We start from the raw sequence: 20,445 nt of genomic DNA on the forward strand, positions 1-20,445 counted from the left end.
GGCTACGCCTCCTCTTCCTTCTTGTCCTTGCGACTGAATTCAATCTCCACGCGCGCCTTGGCGATGTCCGCGAAGGCGACCCGGCGGGCGGTGGGCTTGCGGCCCTTCACGCCCGGCACTTCGAGGTCGAGCCCCTCGTCGTCCACGGTCAGAATGCGTGCGACCAGCTCGGTGGCGTCGTTCAGCGTGAGCTTGGCGAGGCGGCCGGTGGCCCGTACGTAGTGGCGGTGCTCCGACAGCGGGCGGTCGGCGCCCGGGGAGCTGACTTCGAGGACGTACTCGCCCTCGCCCATCGCGTCCGTCTCGTCGAGCTTCTCGGAGATGGAGCGGCTCAGCTCGGCACAGGCGTCGAGTTCCACGCCTTCGTCGGAGTCGACAACGATCCTCAGCTGGCGGCGCCTGCCTGCCCGGGACACCTCGATGTCTTCCAGATCGAGGCCTTCCGCGCTGACCAGTAGTTCCAGGAGTGCGCGCAGCCTGTCGCTCTGGGTGGTGCTCATCCGGGTGACTCCTCGGCCGCGTGTGCTGTTGTGTGGATCGTCGCGTGTCAGATCAAAGGGTATCCGGTCCCGAGGGGTGTTGCCGTCCGCCTGCCGGGGAGCCGCAGGTACGCTCGCCTGCGGTGATCACCGCTGAGGCCCGAGGGAGACACAGGTGCGGCGCACGGAAACCACACGCAGGGGTGCGCTCGCGGCGACCGGGGCCGCGGCCGTCGCGCTGCTGACCGGCGGGTGTGCGGAGGATTCGGCTCCGCGGGGCAGGGAAGGTTCCACGGCCGATGCCGTGGCCGCCGCCGCGCGGGCCGAGGCCGGGCTGCGGAAGCGATCCGCCCGGACCAGGCAAACGCTGTTGGCCCGCTACGACGCAGTCATCGCCGCCCATCCTTCCGTCGCAGAGCGGCTGGAGCCGCTGCGCGACGCGGTGGCCAGGCAGGCGGACGCCCTGCGGGGCGAGGGTACGGCGGGCCGTGCCGGGGCGCCCCCGGCCGTCGCCGGTGAGCACAAGGCCGCGCTCAAGGAGCTCGCCGCCGAGGAGCAGCGCGGCGCGGACGCACACACCGCGGCTCTCGTCGAAGCGCCGCCGGAGCTGGCACGGCTGCTGGCGTCCGTCGCCGCGGCCGGCGCCGCCCACGTATATCTGCTGACTGAAGGGAGCGACGGGCGATGAGCGGGACGACGCCGACCGCCATGCAGGCGGTGGAGGCCGTGCAGGCCGCGCTGGCCGCCGAGCACGCCGCCGTGTACGGGTACGGAGTCGTCGGCGGCCGGATCGCCGACGAACGCCGGGGCGAGGCGCGGGAGGCGTACGACGCCCACCGTTCGCGGCGCGACGCGCTGGAGCGGACCGTGCGCGACCTGGGCGCCACCCCGGTGGCCGCAGCCGCCGCGTACGCCCTGCCCTTCCCGGTGCCCGACGCGGCGGCGGCGGTACGTCTGGCGGCCGAGCTGGAGGACCGGGTGGCCGGGGTCTACTCCGACGTCGTACGCGCCGCCGGGGGGCCGTTGCGGCGCGAGGCGGCGGGGGCGCTGCGGGAGGCAGCGGTGCGGGCCGTGCGCTGGCGGGGACGCGGCGTAGCCTTTCCGGGGCTTGCCGAGCTGACCACGCCGGCTGTGAGCCGCAAGCAGTGAGCTTTGAACCGGCCTTTGAAGGGGACACCACACGCATGCTTTTTGAACCGCCGCAGCGTCTCGTACGGGCGCTCGGCGAGGTGTACCCGGACGTGGCCGCCGACTGGCTCGGGCAGCTGCCCGCCCTGGCCGAAGAGGCCGTGTCCCGGTGGAAGTTGACCGTCGAGCGGGTGCAGAACCCCGGCGGCAGGAGCAGCCTGGTCGTCCTCGTACGGCAGCAGGACGGCTCCCCGGCCGCGCTCAAGATCGCACCGGAGGCGGCGGGGCCCACGCTGGAGCGCGCGGCGCTGGCGCACTGGAACGGCTGGGGAGCGGTCCAGCTGCTCGACGGGGACGCCAAGACCGGTGAACTCCTGCTGGAGCGCCTGCACTCCGAGGTCTCGCTGCGTTCCCTGCCGGAGGCCAAGGCCCTTCTGGAGGCGGCCGGGATCGTACGCCGGCTGTGGATCGAGCCGCCTCCCGACCACCCCTTCGAAACGGTCGCCGACCGCACTTCCCGCCAGGCGGCGGCGATGCGATCGGCCGACCCGTCACTGGCGCCGCTGGTCGAAGCGGCTCTCGCGGCCCGCGACGAACTGACGTCCTCCGCCGATGAACTCCTGCTGCTGCACGGCAACTTCAGGCAGGGCAAGGTGCTTGCCGGCGACCGGGCGCCGTGGGTGGCTGTCGGGCCGGATCCGGTGGTCGGTGAGCGGGCGTACGACCTGGCCCGGCTGGTCCGCGACCGGGTCGAGGACCTGGTCGCTTCCGCCGGGGGCGCGTCCGCCGCCCGCCGCCGGGTGAACAAGCTCGCCGACTCCCTGGACGTGGACCGGGGCAGGCTGCACGGCTGGACGCTGTTCCGTGCGGTGGAGTCTGGTGTACGGGCGGCTGCGGCGGGCCGCCACCAGGACGCGGAACTCCTGCTGGAGTTCGCCGGCTGGCTGTAACCGGCCGGCCCGGACCCGCGGCTCCGGCGATTGAGGACACGCCCGAATTGGCGTCTGCGCTGTCTGGGGTCTGGGGGCCTGCCCCCAGCTTCGGGAAGGGGCGGGTAGGGGAAAGCGCCGCAGGCACCCCCACCCGCACCCCCACCCGCACCCAGCCGGGGCCGTCAGGCCGTCAGGCCGTCAGGCCGTCAGGCCGTCAGGCCGTCAGGCCGTCAGGCCGTCAGGCCGTCAGGCCGTCAGGCCGTCAGGCCGTCAGGCCGTCAGGCCGTCAGGCCGTCAGGCGGGCGATCGCCTCGTCGACCGTCAGCTCCTCGCGCTCACCCGTGCGGCGGTCCTTGAGCTCCACGACGCCCTCGGCGCTGCGGCGCCCCGCCACCAGGATCTTCGGTACGCCGATGAGCTCGGCGTCCGTGAACTTCACGCCGGGCGAGACGCCCGGACGCTCGTCGACCAGCACGCGCAGCCCGGCCGCCGCCAGCTTCTCCGAGACCTCGACGGCCAGTTCGGTCTGGAGCGCCTTGCCGGCGGCGACGACGTGCACGTCCGCCGGGGCGATCTCGGCCGGCCAGCACAGGCCCTTGTCGTCTGCGGACTGCTCGGCCAGGGCGGCGACGGCGCGGGACACGCCGATGCCGTACGAGCCCATGGTCACGCGGACCGGCTTGCCCTGCTGGCCCAGCACGTCGAGCTGGAAGGTGTCGGCGTACTTGCGGCCGAGCTGGAAGATGTGGCCGATCTCGATCGCGCGGTCGAGCTTGAGGCCGGTGCCGCAGTTCGGGCAGGGGTCGCCCTCTTCGACGACCACGACGTCCAGGTAGTCGTCGACCTCGAAGTCGCGGCCGGCGACGACGTTCTTCGCGTGCTTGTCCTGCTTGTTGGCGCCGGTGATCCAAGCCGTGCCGGCCGCGACGCGCGGGTCGGCGATGTAGCGGACCTTCTCCAGGCCCTGCGGGCCGACGTAGCCGCGTACGAGATCGGGGCGGCCCACGAAGTCCTCGGCCGTGACCAGCTCGACAACAGCCGGCGCCAGGTGCTCGCCGAGCTTGCCGAGGTCGACCTCACGGTCACCGGGGATGCCCACGGCGACGATCTCGCCGTCGACCTTGACCAGCAGGTTCTTCAGGGTCGCCGACGCCGGTACGCCGAGGTGGTCGGCGAGGGTCTCGATCGTCGGGGTGTCAGGGGTGTCCAGCTCCTCGGCCGGGCCGTGCTCCGAGCCGTCGTACGCGGCGGCGACGGCCTCGGCACTGAAGGTGACGGCCTCCGTGTTGGCCGCGTAGTCGCATGCCGGGCAGTCCACGAAGGTGTCCTCGCCGGCCGCGGCCGGGGCCAGGAACTCCTCGGACGCCGAGCCGCCCATCGCGCCGGACACGGCGGAGACGATGCGGTAGTCGAGGCCGAGGCGCGCGAAGATCTTCTGGTACGCGGCGCGGTGCAGCGCGTAGGACTCGGCGAGGCCCTCGTCCGTCGTGTCGAAGGAGTACGAGTCCTTCATGTGGAACTCACGGCCGCGCAGCACGCCGGAGCGCGGACGGGCCTCGTCGCGGTACTTGACCTGGATCTGGTAGAGCATCACCGGCAGGTCCTTGTAGGACGTGCACTGGTCCTTGACGGTCTGCGTGAAGATCTCTTCGTGCGTCGGGCCGAGGAGGTAGTCGGCGCCCTTGCGGTCCTTGAGGCGGAACAGCAGGTCGCCGTACTCCTCCCAGCGGCCGCTCGCCTCGTACGCCTCCTTGGGCAGGAGCGCGGGGAGCAGCACCTCCTGGGCCCCGATGTCGTCCATCTCCTCGCGCACGACGCGCGAGATGTTGTCGAGGACCTTCTTGCCCAGCGGGAGCCAGGTCCAGATCCCCGCCGCGTTCCGGCGGACGTAGCCTGCGCGCACCAGCAGCTTGTGGCTGAGCGTCTCGGCGTCCGCCGGGTCGTCACGCAATGTCTTGACCATCAGACGGGACATGCGCTGGACCTGGGCCATGGTGAACTCCTGCGAAGAAAAGTGTGATGGCAGGAGGTTAGCCGGGTGGTACAGGCCCCGGGAAATCCGTTACGCGCCGTAACGGCGCAGCGGGAGCGGCGCACCCATGACGGCGTACGGCCTCGGGGCGCTCGGGAAGTGGACCTGGCGGGCCAGGTCGACGTAACCCAGCGCCCGGTAGAGACCGCGGGCCGGGCTCTCGATGTCGATCGCGGAGAGGATCGAGCGGGGCTGCTCGGCGGTGTCCGTGATGGTGGTGATCAGCTGGCGTCCGATGCCACGTGCCTGGTGGGAGGGGTCGACGTGCAGTTCGGTGATGACGAAGGAGTCGTCGAGCCAGTCGTCGTTTCCCGCGCGGCGCAGGTACGGCTCGACGACCGTGGACCACCAGTGCGTACGGTCGTTGGGCATCCCGTAGACGAAGCCGACGAGCCGGCCTTCGGGGGTCGTGGCGCCGAGCGCCCGCGCGCCGGGGCTGAGGAGATGCCGCAGCACGATGTGACGGCGTACACCGATCTCGTCGTCGGTGAGGCCGAAGGCCAGGGCCTGTACGGCGAGCGCCTCGTCCACGCGCTCGGCGAGGTTGACCGGCGCGACCACGACGGCGGGGGTCCGGGGTTCGCCCCCGGCAAGAGGTGCCATGAATTGCACCCTACTGGGCGCTCACCTCAGAACAACACGCTCATAAACGCGCCAACCTCGCGGAAGCCGACCCTCCGGTACGACGCCCGGGCCGCCGTGTTGAAGTCGTTCACGTACAGGCTGGCCACGGGCGCGACATCGGCCAGCGCGTAGCGCAGCACGGCCGCCATGCCGGTCTCGGACAGGCCGTGGCCCCGGTACTCGGGGGCCACCCAGACGCCCTGGATCTGGCAGGCGTGCGAGGTGGCGGCGCCGATCTCGGCTTTGAAGACGACCTTGCCGTCGTCGATACGGGCGAACGACCGCCCGGCGGCGACGAGTTCGGCGACCCGCGCCTGGTAGAGCAGCCCGCCGTCGCCCGCGAGCGGCGAGACGCCGACCTCCTCGGTGAACATCGCCACGCACGCCGGCATGATCACGTCCAGCTCGGCCTTGCGGATGCGGCGGACGCGGGGGTCGGGCCGGACGTCGGGCGAGGGCTGGTCGGTGACCATGAGCGGCTGGTGCGGGCGTACGTCGCGGGCCGGGCCCCAGCTGGGTTCGAGCAGGCGCCACAGCTGCCCGGTGGCCTCGGCGGGGCCGACGATCGACGAGCAGCGGCGGCCGGCCCTGCGGGCGCGGTCGGCGAAGGCGCGTACGGCTTCGGGGGTCGCACAGATCGGGACCAGGTTGGCGCCGGAGTAACAGAGCGAGCGGAGCCGGCCGTCGGCGTACCAGCCCCACATCTCGCCGCCGAGGCGCCACGGGTCCAGACCGGCGGCCTGGACGCGTGAGGTCACGAAGGCGTTGGCGACGGGCTCGCTTTCGAGGATGGCGAGCGCGGCGCCGAGTTCGCCGGGGTCGAGGACCCGGGTAGTGGTCTGAGTCAACACGTGAGGGGCCTCACCGTACGGTCTTCTGATCTCCGCACTCTACCGGGCGCTCCTGCGGGACGCCGCAAAACGGAACGAAGCCCTGCCGAGGGGGCGGGGCTCCGTTGCGTCGTAGTGCGGAAGGTCGGCCGGGGTCAGCTGCTGACGGAGACCTCGGGCTCGCCAGACATGACGCCGTCCCTCTCCATCTGCTCGGCGATCTTCATCGCCTCTTCGATGAGCGTCTCGACGATCTTCGACTCCGGCACGGTCTTGATGACCTCGCCCTTGACGAAGATCTGACCCTTGCCGTTGCCGGAGGCGACACCGAGGTCGGCCTCGCGGGCCTCGCCCGGACCGTTCACGACGCAGCCCATGACGGCGACGCGCAGCGGGACCTCCAGGCCGTCGAGGCCGGCGGCGACCTGGTCGGCGAGCTTGTAGACGTCGACCTGGGCGCGGCCGCAGGACGGGCAGGAGACGATCTCCAGGCGGCGCTGCTTGAGGTTGAGCGCCTCCAGGATCTGGAGGCCGACCTTGACCTCTTCCACGGGCGGCGCCGACAGCGAGACGCGGATGGTGTCGCCGATGCCCTCGCTCAGCAGCGCGCCGAAGGCGACCGCCGACTTGATGGTCCCCTGGAAGGCCGGGCCCGCCTCCGTGACACCGAGGTGCAGCGGGTAGTCGGACTGGGCCGCGAGCTGGCGGTAGGCGTTGACCATCACGACCGGGTCGTTGTGCTTGACCGAGATCTTGATGTCGCCGAAGCCGTGCTCCTCGAAGAGGGAGGCTTCCCACAGCGCGGACTCGACGAGCGCCTCCGGGGTGGCCTTGCCGTACTTCGCGAGCAGGCGCGCGTCGAGCGATCCGGCGTTCACGCCGATACGGATCGGGGTGCCGGCGGCGGAGGCCGCCTTGGCGATCTCCTTCACCTTGTCGTCGAACTGCTTGATGTTCCCCGGGTTCACCCGGACCGCGGCGCAGCCGGCGTCGATGGCGGCGAAGACGTACTTCGGCTGGAAGTGGATGTCCGCGATCACCGGGATCTGCGACTTGCGCGCGATGGTCGCGAGCGCGTCGGCGTCGTCCTGGGTGGGACATGCCACGCGTACGATCTGGCAGCCCGAAGCGGTCAGCTCGGCGATCTGCTGGAGCGTCGCGCCGATGTCGGACGTCCTGGTGGTCGTCATCGACTGCACCGAGACGGGCGCGTCCCCGCCGACGGCCACAGATCCGACCTGGATCTTGCGGCTGACCCTTCGGTCGGCGAGCTTCGTCGGAACGGACGGCATTCCGAGAGAAATTGCAGTCATCTGCTGTGCAACCCCAAGGTGTGGATCAAGGTCCCGAGATCGGCGGGCTCCGGACTCCGAGGTTACGTCACCGCGAAAGCCCGGAGCACACCACGTCGCCATGTCCGCTCAGGAGATTCGTACCGGATTGACCACATCAGCCACCAGTACGAGCGCGGTGAAGCAGATGAAGATCCCGGCGACGACGTACGCGAGGGGCATCAGCTTGGCGACGTCGAAGGGGCCCGGGTCGGGGCGTCGGAAGACCTTCGCCACATTGCGCCTCAGCGACTCCCACAGGGCCCCCGCGATGTGCCCGCCGTCCAGTGGCAGGAGCGGCAGCATGTTGAAGAGGAAGAGGGAGAGGTTGAAGCCCCCGACGAGGAACAGCATCATCGCGGCGGTGTTCTCCATGGGCAGCCCGAGCCCGAGGATCTCGCCGCCCACGCGGGCCGCGCCGACCACGCCCATCGGGGAGTCGGCCTTGCGCTCCTCGCCGTTGAACGCCGCGTTCCACAGGTCGGGAACCTTGGACGGCAGGTCGATGAGCGCGTCCACACCGGACTCGATCATGACGCCCATCCGGTCCAGCGAGTCGGTGAAGGACAGCGGGGTGACGGCCATGCCTGGGCCGAAGCCGAGGTAGCCGGCGTTGACGTACTGATCGTCGATGGGCTGGCCCTGGGCGTCCTTCTTGGCCACCTTGTTGGCGATCAGGTTGGCCTGGAGGACCTTCTCCTGGCCGTCACGCACGACCGTGATCGAGGCGGGGCCGATGGTCTCGCGAATACGGTCCGAGAGGGTGGTCCAGTCCTCGACGGGCTTTCCGTCGAAGGCGACGATCTTGTCGCCCTTCTCCAGGCCGGCGGCCTTGGCGGGCGACGCCGGGTCACTCTTCCGGCAGTCACGGTTCTCGCTCTGCGCGACGACACAGGGGACGACCGTGTCGACCGTGGTCGTCTGCTGGTTCAGCCCGATCGTCATGAAGACGCCGAGGAAGATCGCCACGGCGAGGATCAGGTTCATGAAGGGACCGGCGAACATCACGATCACGCGCTTCCACGGCTTGCGCGTGTAGAAGAGGCGCGTCTCGTCGCCGGGCTCCAGCTCCTCGTACGCCGCCTCCCGGGCGTCCTCGATCATGCTGCGCCAGGGGGATGTCGACCGGGCCTCGATCTTGCCGTCGGCTCCCGGCGGGAACATCCCGATCATGCGGATGTAGCCGCCGAGCGGGATCGCCTTGACGCCGTACTCCGTCTCGCCCTTGTGGCGCGACCAGATGGTCGGGCCGAAGCCGACCATGTACTGCGGCACGCGGACGCCGAAGAGCTTGGCGGTCGAGAGGTGGCCGAGCTCGTGCCAGGCGATGGAGATGAGCAGCCCGACAAAGAAGATGACTATCCCGAGGACCGTCAACAGGACCGTCGTCATGCGCGAGCCTCCGCTGTTGCCTGTGCAGCTGTCTGTACTGCGATTTCACGGGCCCGGGCTCGTGCCCAGGTCTCGGCTTCCAGGACGTCCGCGACCGTGAGCGAGGTTCCCGTACGGGGGGTGCCATGCTCGGCCACGACTTCGGCGACCGTATCCACGATTCCTGTGAACGGCAGCCGTCCCGCGAGAAACGCGTCGACGCATTCCTCGTTCGCGGCATTGAACACCGCCGGGGCCGTGCCCGCGAGCGTACCGACGTGACGGGCGAGTCCCACGGAGGGGAAAGCGTCGTTGTCGAGCGGGTAGAACTCCCACGTCGACGCCTTGGACCAGTCGAAGGCGGGCGCGGCGTCAGGGACGCGCTCGGGCCAGCCGATGCCGATGGCGATCGGGCCGCGCATGTCGGGCGGTGTCGCCTGGGCGAGCGTCGAGCCGTCGGTAAATTCCACCATTGAGTGAACATACGACTGCGGGTGGACGACGACCTCAATGCGGTCGAAGGGAATGTCGTAGAGGAGGTGCGCCTCGATGACCTCCAGCCCCTTGTTGACGAGTGTCGCCGAGTTGACCGTGATCACCGGGCCCATGGCCCAGGTGGGGTGCGCGAGGGCGTCCTCGCGGGTGACGTTGGCCAGTTCCGCCTTCGTACGGCCGCGGAAGGGGCCGCCGGACGCGGTGACGACGAGCTTGCGGACGTCGGCGCGGGTGCCGCCGGCCAGGGCCTGGAAGAGCGCGGCGTGCTCGGAGTCGACCGGGATGATCTGACCGGGCTTGGCAAGAGCCTTCACGAGCGGGCCGCCGACGATCAGCGACTCCTTGTTCGCGAGGGCGAGGGTGCGGCCGGCTTCGAGGGCGGCGAGGGTCGGGGCGAGGCCGATGGAACCGGTGATGCCGTTGAGGACGGTGTGGCACGGGGATGCGGCGACCTGGGTGGCGGCGTCGGGCCCGGCCAGGATCTCGGGGAGGGGTTCTGTGTTCCCGTGGTTCCCGTACTGCGCCTTCAGCGCCTCGCGCAGGGCGGGCACGGCGTCCTCACGGGCGACCGCGACGGTACGGACCCGCAGCTGCCGCGCCTGCTCGGCGAGCAGTCCGACCCGGCCGCCGGCCGCGGAGAGCGCGGTGACGCGGAAGCGGTCGGGGTTGCGGAGCACCAGGTCGATGGCCTGGGTACCGATGGACCCGGTGGAGCCGAGGACGACGATGTCCCGGCGGCCTTCGGAAGGGTCGAAGGCGATGTGCGGGTCGGCGAGGGGGGCTGGGCTGTCGCTCATGCCCCCATTGTTGCCGCAATGGCTCACTCGTTGGACAGCGCGTCCCGTCGATTCGCGTCACTTGGGGCCGACCGCCGCCCGGAACTTCTCCCACTGGGCGTCGGTGACTTCCCCGGGCACGCCGCCGATGTCCTTGGTGTCGGTGATCTCGCCGCGGAAGGAGAGGGTGGCCGAGCCGGAGCGTACGACGGTGAGGTACTCGTGGAGCTTGAGCTTCCCCTTCACGTCGAGAATCGTGAAGTGGTACGCCCTGGCCTCGTCCGCGCCGGCCCCGAGCTCGGGCGCCTCGACCGGCTCGACCTTGAGGTACTTGCCCTTGGCGATGGCCCGCACCTCGGTGAAGCCGTCGGCGCACTCCTTGCCGGCCTTGCCGAGGTCCTTCATGACGCGGGCGGCGTCGCCGCCTCCGTACGAGCGGAGCTGGACGGCGACGACGAGGCCGAGCATCTCGTCCGGGACGTCGACCTGGCGGCTGACCTCGGTCTTCAGGTCGTAGTCGGTGACGTCGGCGGCGAGGCTGACCAGAGGCTGGCAGACGGCGGGGTCGGCGGTGTAGTCGTCGCCGTGGGGTGCGCCGAGGGTGAACTCGGATGCGGTGTACTTGCCGACCGTCTCGCCGTCGGTGAAGGAGGCGGCGGTGAGCTGCGCCTCGGTGAGCGCCTTGGGCCCGCTTGCGCTGGCCTTGCCCTTACTGCTGGGCTTCTTGTCGTCCTGACCGCCGTCGCCCTCGCTGCCGCCGCCGCAGGCGACCGCTCCCGCGAACAGCAGTCCGCCCACTGCGAGGGCCGCCCCACGCCGTCGGCTGTTTCGCTTTCCCGCCCCGAACATGCGTGACCCCTGGTTCCGTTGATGCGTGGGTGAATGCACGATTGTGGTGCATGGGTGCGGCTCGCGCCACAGGCGCCGCCCCCGGCCGCTCATCCGCCCGTACGAAAGGGAGCTTTCCTTGACCACCGAACGCATCGGTCCGCCCGTCGCCGCGGGTGAGCGCGAGACGCTGCGCGGATTCCTCGACTACCACCGCGCGACGCTCGCCATGAAGTGCGAGGGGCTGACCGACGAGGACCTGCGCAGGCAGTCGATGCCACCGTCGACGCTGTCGCTGCTGGGTCTGGTACGGCACATGGCGGAGGTGGAACGAGCGTGGTTCCGGCGGGTGATCAACGGCCAGGACATACCGCTCGTGTGGTCGGACGAGGGCGACTTCCAGGTGGCGTACGACGCCACATCGGCCACCCGGTCGCAGGCATTCGACGCCTGGCAGGCGGAGGTCGAGCACGCGCGCCGCATCGAGCGGGAGGCGGAGTCGCTGGACGTGACCGGCCAATGGGCCAGAACGGGCGAGGACGTGTCGCTGCGGATGGTGATGCTGCACATGATGCACGAGTACGCCCGCCACAACGGCCACGCCGACTTCCTCCGTGAGGGCATCGACGGAACCGTGGGGGTGTGAGGCGCGCTGCCATGCCCCCAAGCAAGCTGCAGATTCATTCGGTTGAGCACTCCGGACCCGACGAAGCTGTCTGCGTGGTGCGATGCGTGGGTGGCGTGCCACGCATCGGGCACGAGTTCTCTGTTCCGGCGGCTTCGGGGGCCGCGGAGGAGTGCCTCCCCGTCACACTGGAGTGCATCGGCGCTATGAACGCGTGTACGTCGAATTCTTCGACCCTCCCCACGCGGCGCGAGTACGTCTCTCGGGCCCCGGAGCCCCGGAGTTGATACCGAGACTCGTCATTTGCTCGGTGGAGGGTTACCAGGCTCGCTGAAGCGCCGCGAAGGCGTCGTGGAAGGCCGGGAAGGTCTTCCGTACGCAGCCGGCGTCGTCGAAGGTGACACCGGGCGACGCGGTACGCAGCGACGTGACCGCGAAGGACATCGCCATGCGGTGGTCGCCGTGCGTCGCGATTTCGGTGGGGCGGGGCGTGCCGGGGTGGATCTCGATCCAGTCGGGGCCGGTGGCGACCGTGACGCCCATCCGGCGCAGATTCTCCGCGCACGCCTCCAGCCGGTCGCACTCCTTCACACGCGTGTTGGCCACGTCCTCGATACGGACCGGTCCCGCGGCGTACGGCGCGATGGCGGCCAGCGTCGGCATGGTGTCGGAGATGTCGCGCATGTTGACCGTGAGGCCGTTGAGAGTGCCGGTGCCCCGGACCGTGGCGCTGTCCGCGGTGATACGGACCTCCGCGCCCATCCGCTCCAGTACGTCGACGAAGCGCAGGTCCCCCTGGAGCGCACCCGCGCCGAGCCCGGGGACCGTGACCTCGCGGCCGGGCGAGAGCGCTGCGGCGGCGAAGAAGTAGCTCGCGGTGGAGGCGTCGGGCTCGACGGCGTACGTCGTCGCGCGGTAGCCGCCGGGCGCGACGCTGAAAAGGCTGCCCTCGCACGTCACTTCGGCGCCGAAGCTACGCATCATCGCGAGAGTGATCTCGACGTACGGCGCCGAGACGAGGTCGGTGACGGTGATGCGCAGGCCCTCCGCGGTGAGCGGGCCGAGCATCAGGAGCGCGGTCAGGTACTGCGACGACTCCCCCGCGTCCAGGGTGACTTCGCCGCCCTTGATGCCGGCGGCGGCGATGCGCAGCGGGTGGTGGCCCTCGGCCTCCTCGTGGCGGAGGTCGACGCCGAGCGCGCGCAGCGCGTCGGTGAGCGGGGCGAGCGGGCGGCGGCGCATCTGCGGGGATGCGTCGAAGCGGTACGTACCGGACGCTCCGGCCGCGGCGAGCGTGGGCAGGAAGCGGGCGGTGGTGGCGCCGTCGCGGCAGTAGACGTCGGCTTCGCCGACGGCCGGGCCCGCCGGGCGGCCCTCGACGCGCCAGGCGTCGGGCCCGCGCTCCAGCCGGTACCCGAGCCTGCCGAGCCCTTCGGCGAAGCCCTCGGTGTCGTCCGAGCTCAGCGGGCGCAGGAGGGTGGTGGTTCCGGCGGCCGCGGCGGCGAGAAAGAGGGCGCGCGCGGTCACGGACTTGGAGCCGGGGATGTCTACGACGGTCACGGGACCCCATCCTGCCGGGTGGGGCGCGGGGAGCCTCGGCCGTTTCGCCCTTTGGACATACCGGTGGCCCGGCGGGGCCGGCCGGACCTTCTGGCCGGCCGCCCCCGCCGAGCTTCAGGCACCGTTCCTCAGCGGACCGGGCGGTGGACGTTTTCTCGTGCGGACGGGCCGGGGTTCGCTTCCGCGATCCAGGGGCCCTCGCCGCTCGGGTCGACGATGCCCTGCTCCAGCCAGGTGTACGTACCGGACAGGACGCCCTTGACGACCTTGTTGTCGAGGTCGTCGGTGTTGGTCCACAGCCGGTTGAAGAGTTCTTCCGTCCGGATGCGGGACTGGCGGCAGAAGACGTCGGCCAGTTGGTACGCCTCGCGGCCGTGATCCGACGTCGTACGCAGGAGTTCGGCCCGTACGCACGCCGCGCTCATCGCGAAGAGTTCCGCGCCGATGTCGACGATCCGGCCGAGGAAGCCCTGCTTCGTCTCCATGCGGCCCTGCCAGCGCGACATGGCGTAGAAGGTGGAGCGGGCGAGTTTGCGCGCCGTGCGTTCGGCGTAGCGGAGGTGGGCCGAGAGGTCCGGGAGGCCCGCCGGGTGGAACTCGGCGTACGAGCGCGGGAGCTGACCGGGGCCGGTGACCAGCTTCGGGAGCCACTTGGCGTAGAAGCCCGCCGCGTTCGCGCCCGCCTTCGCCTTCGCCGACAGCGGCTTGTCGGGGTCGATGATGTCGCCCGCCACCTTCAGGTGGGCGTCGACCGCCTCCCGCGCGATCAGCAGGTGCATGATCTCGGTCGAGCCCTCGAAGATGCGGTTGATGCGCAGGTCGCGCAGGATCTGCTCGGCGGGTACGGCCCGCTCGCCCCGCGCCGCCAGGGAATCCGCCGTCTCGAAGCCCCGGCCGCCGCGGATCTGGACCAGTTCGTCGGCCATCAGGCAGGCCATCTCGCTGCCGTACAGCTTGGCGAGGGCGGCCTCGATGCGGATGTCGTTACGGTCCTCGTCGGCCATCTGCGAGGAGAGGTCCAGTACGGCTTCGAGGGCGAAGGTCGTGGCGGCGATGAACGAGATCTTCGATCCCACCGCCTCGTGGAAGGCGACCGGCTTGCCCCACTGCTCACGCACCGACGACCACTCGCGGGCGATCTTCAGGCACCACTTCCCCGCGCCCACGCACATCGCGGGCAGCGACAAACGGCCGGTGTTGAGCGTGGTGAGGGCGATCTTGAGGCCGGCGCCCTCCGGGCCGATGCGGTTCGCGGCGGGGACCCGTACCTGGTGGAAGCGGGTGACGCCGTTCTCCAGGCCGCGCAGTCCCATGAAGGCGTTGCGGTTCTCGACGGTGATGCCCGGGGCGTCCGCCTCCACCACGAAGGCGGTGATGCCTCCCTTGTGGCCTTGCGACTTGGGTACGCGCGCCATGACGACCAGCAGGTCGGCGACCACCCCGTTCGTCGTCCAGAGCTTCACGCCGTCCATGACGTACGAGTCACCGTCCGGCACAGCCGTGGTCGCGAGCCGGGCCGGGTCCGAGCCGACGTCCGGCTCGGTGAGGAGGAAGGCGGAGATGTCGGTACGGGCGAGGCGCGGGAGGAAGGCGTCCTTCTGCTCCTGCGTACCAAAAAGTTTGAGCGGCTGCGGTACGCCGATCGACTGGTGCGCCGACAGGAGCGCGCCGATGGCCGGGTTCGCCGAGCCGACGAGCGCCAGGGCCTTGTTGTAGTACACCTGGGTGAGGCCGAGGCCGCCGTACTTGATGTCGATCTTCATACCGAGCGCGCCGAGCTCCTTGAGCCCGTTGATCACCTCGTCGGGGATCTTCGCGTCGCGCTCGATCTGCGCGCCGTCGATCTTCGTCTCGCAGAAGACGCGGAGCTTGGCGAGAAACGCCTCTCCGCGCGCCGCGTCCTCGGGCGGCGGCATCGGATGCGGATGGATGAGGTCCATGCGCAGGCGGCCGAGGAAGAGTTCCTTGGCGAAACTCGGCTTTCGCCAGTCCTGTTCGCGCGCCGCCTCGGCGACCTGCCGTGCTTCGCGTTCGGAGACCTTGGGCTGCTGGATCGGTTGTGCGGACATGAGGAGCTCACCTCGCCGCGAGTCGTGGCCCGGCCGGTCGCATTACCGCCCGGTTTTACTCGTCCGTATCTACCCGATTCCCGGCATCCTCACCACCCCTGGCGCACCGATCGGCACATCGCCCGCCGCGTGGCACAAAGAAACGGCCGGAGCCCCCGCACAGTGGGCTCCGGCCGTGGTCTTGGTGTCGTACGAGGTCAGAGGGCGAGGCCCGTGAAGACCATGACCCGCTCGTACGTGTAGTCGTCCATCGCGTACCGCACACCCTCGCGGCCGACGCCGGACTGCTTGACGCCGCCGTACGGCATCTGGTCCGCGCGGTACGACGGGACGTCGCCGACGATCACGCCGCCGACCTCCAGCTCGCGGTGGGCGCGGAAGGCCGTCTGGAGGTCGTGTGTGAACACGCCCGCCTGGAGGCCGAACTTGGAGTCGTTGACCGCGGCGAAGGCCTCGGCCTCGCCCTCCACCTTGCGGACCGTCAGGACCGGACCGAAGACCTCCTCGCAGGAGATCGTGGTGTCGGCCGGTACGTCGGCGAGGACGGTCGGGGCGTACGAAGCGCCGTCGCGCTTGCCGCCGGTGAGCAGCGTCGCGCCCGCCTTGACGGCTTCCTCGACCCACGACTCGACGCGCTTGGCGGCGTCCTCGTTGACCAGCGGGCCGACGTCGGTGCCGGCGTCGTTCGGGTCGCCGGTGACCTGGGCCTCGACGGCCGCGACGATCTTCGGCACGAGACGCTCGTACACGGAGGCGTCGGCGATCACGCGCTGCACGGAGATGCAGGACTGGCCGGCCTGGTAGTTGGAGAAGGTCGCGATGCGGGTCGCGGCCCAGTCCAGGTCCTGGTCGGAGGCCCAGTCGGCCAGGACGACGGCCGCGCCGTTGCCGCCGAGCTCCAGGGTGCAGTGCTTGCGCGGCACCGAGTCCATGATCGCGTAGCCGACCTTCTCGGAACCCGTGAAGGAGATGACGGGCAGACGCTCGTCCTGTACCAGCGCCGGCATCTTGTCGTTGGCGACGGGAAGGACGGACCAGGAGCCGGCCGGGAGGTCGGTCTCGGCGAGCAGCTCGCCCAGGATCAAGCCGGACAGCGGCGTCGCGGGCGCCGGCTTGAGGATGATCGGGGCGCCGACGGCGATGGCCGGGGCGACCTTGTGGGCGCAGAGGTTCAGCGGGAAGTTGAACGGCGCGATGCCGAGGATCGTGCCGCGGGGGAAGCGGCGCGTCAGGGCGAGGCGGCCGGTGCCGCCGGCGTCGGTGTCGAGGCGCTGGGCCTCGCCGCCGTTGAAACGGCGGGCTTCCTCGGCTGCGAACCGGAACACGGAAACGGCGCGGCCGACTTCGCCGCGGGCCCACTTGATCGGCTTGCCGTTCTCCGCGGAGATGAGCTGCGCGATCTCTTCGGTGCGCTCGACGAGGCGCTTGCTGACGTGGTCGAGGGCTGCGGCGCGGACGTGCGCGGGGGTCGCCGCGAACTCGTTCTCGACGGCGTACGCGGCCGCGACGGCCTCTTCGACCTGCGCGTCGGTGGGGATGCTCACCTTGCCGACGAGCCGGCCGTCCCAGGGGGACGTGACGTCGAACGCGTCCTCGCCGGTGGCCTGGCGGCCGGCGAGCCAGAAGGCGTGGGTGGAAGTCATATCGTTTCCGGCCCTTCCGAGGGGGTGGGTGCTGATGTCACCACGGTAGGGGTGCGGGGGCGGAAGGTCGTTTATCCGGGATGGAGTGCTGCGGGGCGCGGGGACGCCGGTTTGGAGAACGCCATGGTGTGCGCCCCCGGCGCGGGCGGCCCGGTACGGGGTGGGCGGCGCGTGCGGGGCCGGGGCTGGGGGCTGAATTTTCCCCTGCCCGCCCCTTCCCGAACTGGGGCTCCGCCCCAGACCCCGCTCCTCAAACGCCGGAGGGGCTGGACAGTGCCGCGTTGCGGCAACTTTCAGCCCGTCCGGCGATTGAGGACACGCCCGTAGGGCGTCTGTGTGCCCGCACGGCACCGCCCCCGGCACCAACGTCAGCCGGAGCCCGACCCCGACGTCGCCTTCAGGGCCAGCCACAGCTCCATCCGGACATCCGCGTCGTCCAGCGACCGGCCCAGGATCTCCTCGACCCTCCGCATCCGGTACCGCAACGTATGCCGGTGAACGCCCAGGTCCGCCGCCGCCGCGTCCCACTGCCCGTGGCGCGAAAGCCATGCCCGCAGCGAGGCGATCAGGTCGCCGCGCCCCTTCGCGTCGTGCTCGTGCAGTGCCCGCAGCGTCCCGTCCGCGAAGGATCGCACCGCGTCGTCCGCCAGCAGCTGCATCACCGAGCCCGCCGCCAGCTCTTCGTGCTCGACGAGCGCCCGCCCCCGGCGCCGCGCCACCGAGAGCGCCTGTTCCGCCTGCTTGTACGCTCCGACCGCCGCGATCGGCCCGGCCGGTGCCGACAGCCCGACCACCAGCTCGTCCTCGTCCGCCGGCTCGTGCGGCCGCGCCGAGTCCCCGCGCCGCGCCTCCGTATGGGCGAGGCACGCTGCCACCGCGTCGCCCCCGTCCGCCGCGAGCACCACCAGCCGGTCGCCGTCCGGCACGACCAGCACCGGCTCCCCCGCCCGCAGCGCCGCGGACTCCATCGCGTCGGCGAGCCCGTGCAACGGGTCGGACCCCGCGGCCGCGCCCTCCGCGGCCGTCGGCTCGGCGATGAGGAGGCGGAAGGGGGCGTCCAGCAGCGCCCCGTACAGGTCGCCGGCGACCGCACGCGCATGGTCCGGTTCCCCCGCCAGCAGCATCCGCAGCACCGCCGCGCCCAGCCGCTGCTCGGCCGCCTGCAACGACCGCGACCGCTCCGTGGTCAGCGTCAGGAGTGCGATCGCCGAGTGGACGGCGTACCGCTCGGCCGTCCCCAGCGGAGCGCCCGTCCCGACCGCCAGTACGCCGCGCACGCGTCGCCCAGCGCCCAGCGACTGCAGCTCGACCCGGTCGTCCGCCTCCGCGTCGCTGTCCGCGCCGCCACCGCCGACGACGGAACTCGCCGGCGCGGGCCGCTCCCGCAGCCGTTCGACGTCGGCGGTGAGCCGGGCGGCCCGGCGCGCGGCCCAGTCGGGCGCGGCGGCGACCACCGCCCCGGAGACGTCGTACAGCGCCGCCCACCCGTTCACGTGCGACGCGAGGCGGGCCAGCAGATCCCCCGGCCCGTCGCCCGACAGCGCGGCCTTCGTCAGCTCGCGCTGCGCCTCGAAGCCGGCGGTCACCGCGCGGTACTGGTCGGCGGCGTTCGCTGCGGAGACGGCCTTGCTGATGGCGATGAAGGGCGTACGGCGCGGCACTTCCAGCAGCGGCAGCCCCTCATCGGTGGCGGCGTCGACGAGCGCCTGCGGAATGTCGTCGTAATGGACGCCGATGGCGAAGCCGAGCCCGACGACACCCGCCCCGGCCAGCCGCCGCACGTACCGGCGCATCACTTCCGGATCCTCGGCCTCAAGCTTCACGGCGGTGACGAGGAGGAGCTCACCGCCCTCCATGTAGGGCACGGGGTCCGGGAGCTCACTGACGTGGGCCCAGCGCACCGGCGTGTCCAGCCGGTCCTCCCCGGCGCGCACGGTGAGCTTGAGCGCCGAGTGGTGGACGAGCGAGGCGAGCGTGGGCGGCATGGACGGTATGACCTTAGGAAGAAGGAACGCAGGATTTTTCGGAGGTTTTTTCGCCGTCGCGTACGAACGGCTCATACCGATTGTGCCAGGACGTACGGGTCCTGCGCGCCGCGCCACTCAGCTCCGCAGATCCACCAGCAGCGGCGGAGCGTGCTCCCCCCGCACCGTGGTCAGGGACAGAACGGCATGCCCGGCGGGCACCGAATGGGCCAGATCCGACGCGGACCACCGCTCGCGCTCGACCTTCCGTACCGTGATCGCGTCCGTCGTCACGGCCTTGCCGGTCACGATCCGCCGGAAGACGTGAAAAGCCCGGGTAAGCGGCTGATCAGCGAAAACCGTCCGGCTCGTCACGTCACGCGTCTCGACCCACTCGGTGCCCCACGCCTCGGCGAACCGCTTCCCGTCCCACGTCGTGACCCCCGAGAAGGCCATCCGGCAGCCCACGGCGCCGAGCAGGGCCGAGTGCAGATTCTCGGGTACGTCGTCGAGCGACCGCAGCGTGATCACGGCGCCTGCGTGGGCGGAGCGCAGCCGCTGGATGCCTCGCACGGTCTCCGCGGTGATCGCGCGCGTCGCGTCGTCCAGCACGAGGCAGGCGAAGAGCGAACGGTCGGCGCGGTGCGCGGCGCTCGCCGTGAACTGGGCGAGTACGAGCCGGGCCAGCATCCGGGACGCCTCGGCGTGCCCGCGCTCGGGCAGGTCGATGCGGACGCGCAGCGGGTGTTCCAGGGAGCGGAGCGAGAAGGGCCGCGCCCGGCCGCTCGTGTCGAAGAACGAGGCGAACGCGGGCCGGTCGAGCAGCGCCACCCGGTCGGCGAGCGCGATGCCGGGGTCCCCCGGCGTGCCCGACTGCCGTGCGCGGGCGTCGAGTTCGCGCTGGAGGGCGTACTGCGAGCCGTCGTCGAGCGCCTCGCGCAGCGCGGCGAGCGCGGTCGGTACGCCGTCGAGGAGTTCGCGCAGTTCGGGTACGGAGGGGAAGCGGCCGTAGGCGGCGCGGTACGGGCCGAGGAGCTGGGCGAGGACGGTCGCGGCGCGGCGGCTGTCGACTTCGGGGAGATCGCCGACGAAGCCCTCGGCGAGCACGGCGGCGGCCTCGTCCGGGTCGGTGGTGCCGCCGTACAGGTCCAGGTCGTACACGGAGGCCGGGTCGCCGAGCTTGACCACGACGTCGTACGCCTCGTCCGGGCCGAGCTGCGCTCCGACGGCCGCGACGGCGATGACGGCGGCCTGGCCCGCGAGCGCCTGGAGCGCGAGCGATTCCACGACGGGGCGTACCAGGTCGCGGGTCTTGCCGGTGCCGGGCGGACCCACGGCCACGAGGGAGGTGCCGAGCAGTTCCGGGTCGAGGGCGAGGCCGGTGCCGCGCCGGGCGTACGGATTGCGTTCGCCGGGGTGGACGGTGCCGAGGCGGACCTGGCGGGCGCGGAGGTCGTGCGCGGCGGCGCGTACGGGCAGGTCGCGCGCCCCGGACGGGTGCGTGCAGGCGGCGGCGCCGTTGCGCAGGACGGTGTCGGTGAAGGCGGCCAGGCGGGACGGGTCGGCCTGGACGGACTGCCAGGCGCGGCGGATCCGGGCGTAGTCGACGTCGTTCATACGCCCGGATCTGGCCTCCTCCGCCAGGCGCGCGGCGGCTTCGGCCTGGCCGGCGGCGCGCAGCTCGGGCCACTCGGCGGGGTCGGCGGCGGAGCCGGGTTCGGTGCGGGGGTCGGGCACGGGGCCGGCTCCGGTGCGGGG

17 protein-coding genes are annotated in these 20,445 nt (G+C 71.3%); 4 read left to right on the top strand and 13 right to left on the bottom strand.

The window, feature by feature from the left end; all coding sequences use genetic code 11:
- Positions 1 to 2 precede the first annotated feature (2 nt).
- On the bottom strand, positions 3 to 500 hold the full coding sequence (gene rimP, locus J7E89_RS04320) for a ribosome maturation factor RimP (protein WP_214968533.1): 498 nt from the start codon (positions 498 to 500) through the stop codon (positions 3 to 5).
- A gap of 154 nt (positions 501 to 654) precedes the next feature.
- Here rimP and J7E89_RS04325 point away from each other — a divergent pair, with 154 nt between their 5' ends.
- Genes J7E89_RS04325 through J7E89_RS04335 form a run of 3 tightly spaced genes read left to right on the top strand, consistent with a single transcriptional unit; the run spans position 655 to position 2,557 of the window.
- Positions 655 to 1,167 (top strand): hypothetical protein, encoded by a 513-nt coding sequence (locus tag J7E89_RS04325; RefSeq protein ID WP_214968535.1) that lies wholly within the window; start codon positions 655 to 657, stop codon positions 1,165 to 1,167.
- 20 nt (positions 1,168 to 1,187) lie between these two features.
- Positions 1,188 to 1,628 carry a ferritin-like domain-containing protein gene (locus J7E89_RS04330; protein WP_214968573.1) on the top strand — a complete coding sequence of 147 codons (441 nt, stop codon included), beginning with the start codon at positions 1,188 to 1,190 and terminating at the stop codon, positions 1,626 to 1,628.
- Between the two features lie 35 nt (positions 1,629 to 1,663).
- Positions 1,664 to 2,557, top strand: coding sequence for an aminoglycoside phosphotransferase family protein (locus J7E89_RS04335; protein WP_214968537.1), 894 nt, complete (start codon positions 1,664 to 1,666; stop codon positions 2,555 to 2,557).
- Positions 2,558 to 2,825: 268 nt separating this feature from the next.
- On the opposite strand, the gene J7E89_RS04340 is transcribed toward J7E89_RS04335, so the two are convergent.
- The 7 genes from J7E89_RS04340 to J7E89_RS04370 all read right to left on the bottom strand — a co-directional run bounded on the left by J7E89_RS04340 (position 2,826) and on the right by J7E89_RS04370 (position 10,847).
- Positions 2,826 to 4,532: a proline--tRNA ligase gene (locus J7E89_RS04340; RefSeq protein WP_214968539.1), complete on the bottom strand. Its 1,707-nt coding sequence runs from the start codon at positions 4,530 to 4,532 to the stop codon at positions 2,826 to 2,828.
- A 69-nt stretch (positions 4,533 to 4,601) separates the two neighbouring features.
- Positions 4,602 to 5,174, bottom strand: coding sequence for a GNAT family N-acetyltransferase (locus J7E89_RS04345; protein ID WP_214968541.1), 573 nt, complete (start codon positions 5,172 to 5,174; stop codon positions 4,602 to 4,604).
- A gap of 26 nt (positions 5,175 to 5,200) precedes the next feature.
- The gene (locus tag J7E89_RS04350; RefSeq protein WP_214968544.1) at positions 5,201 to 6,046 is read right to left on the bottom strand and encodes a GNAT family N-acetyltransferase; all 846 of its coding nucleotides are present in this window, start codon (positions 6,044 to 6,046) and stop codon (positions 5,201 to 5,203) included.
- A gap of 134 nt (positions 6,047 to 6,180) precedes the next feature.
- Positions 6,181 to 7,338 (bottom strand): flavodoxin-dependent (E)-4-hydroxy-3-methylbut-2-enyl-diphosphate synthase, encoded by a 1,158-nt coding sequence (ispG, locus tag J7E89_RS04355; RefSeq protein ID WP_214968546.1) that lies wholly within the window; start codon positions 7,336 to 7,338, stop codon positions 6,181 to 6,183.
- Between the two features lie 108 nt (positions 7,339 to 7,446).
- Entirely contained in the window at positions 7,447 to 8,748 is a 1,302-nt protein-coding gene (locus J7E89_RS04360) for an RIP metalloprotease (RefSeq protein ID WP_214968548.1), read from the bottom strand.
- Positions 8,745 to 10,019: a 1-deoxy-D-xylulose-5-phosphate reductoisomerase gene (gene dxr / locus J7E89_RS04365; RefSeq protein WP_214968550.1), complete on the bottom strand. Its 1,275-nt coding sequence runs from the start codon at positions 10,017 to 10,019 to the stop codon at positions 8,745 to 8,747. The genes J7E89_RS04360 and dxr overlap by 4 nt, the downstream gene beginning before the upstream one ends.
- A gap of 57 nt (positions 10,020 to 10,076) precedes the next feature.
- Complete coding sequence (locus J7E89_RS04370) at positions 10,077 to 10,847, bottom strand: hypothetical protein (RefSeq protein WP_214968552.1); 771 nt, start codon at positions 10,845 to 10,847, stop codon at positions 10,077 to 10,079.
- 118 nt (positions 10,848 to 10,965) lie between these two features.
- Between J7E89_RS04370 and J7E89_RS04375 the strand changes: the two genes are divergently transcribed.
- Positions 10,966 to 11,472, top strand: a complete 507-nt coding sequence (locus tag J7E89_RS04375) for a DinB family protein (RefSeq protein ID WP_214968554.1) — start codon at positions 10,966 to 10,968, stop codon at positions 11,470 to 11,472.
- 297 nt (positions 11,473 to 11,769) lie between these two features.
- On the opposite strand, the gene aroA is transcribed toward J7E89_RS04375, so the two are convergent.
- The 5 genes from aroA to J7E89_RS04400 form a co-directional block, all read right to left on the bottom strand.
- Entirely contained in the window at positions 11,770 to 13,011 is a 1,242-nt protein-coding gene (gene aroA, locus J7E89_RS04380) for a 3-phosphoshikimate 1-carboxyvinyltransferase (RefSeq protein WP_214968557.1), read from the bottom strand.
- Positions 13,012 to 13,139: 128 nt separating this feature from the next.
- On the bottom strand, positions 13,140 to 15,080 hold the full coding sequence (locus J7E89_RS04385) for an acyl-CoA dehydrogenase family protein (protein ID WP_214968559.1): 1,941 nt from the start codon (positions 15,078 to 15,080) through the stop codon (positions 13,140 to 13,142).
- 197 nt (positions 15,081 to 15,277) lie between these two features.
- Positions 15,278 to 16,723: an aldehyde dehydrogenase family protein gene (locus J7E89_RS04390; protein WP_214968562.1), complete on the bottom strand. Its 1,446-nt coding sequence runs from the start codon at positions 16,721 to 16,723 to the stop codon at positions 15,278 to 15,280.
- 368 nt (positions 16,724 to 17,091) lie between these two features.
- Positions 17,092 to 18,708 carry a PucR family transcriptional regulator gene (locus J7E89_RS04395; protein ID WP_214968564.1) on the bottom strand — a complete coding sequence of 539 codons (1,617 nt, stop codon included), beginning with the start codon at positions 18,706 to 18,708 and terminating at the stop codon, positions 17,092 to 17,094.
- Between the two features lie 117 nt (positions 18,709 to 18,825).
- Positions 18,826 to 20,445: ATP-binding protein (locus tag J7E89_RS04400; protein ID WP_251060094.1), on the bottom strand; the 1,620-nt coding region annotated here is incomplete at its 5' end.

It is taken from the genome of Streptomyces sp. ISL-100 (assembly GCF_018614615.1).
GTDB lineage: Bacteria > Actinomycetota > Actinomycetes > Streptomycetales > Streptomycetaceae > Streptomyces.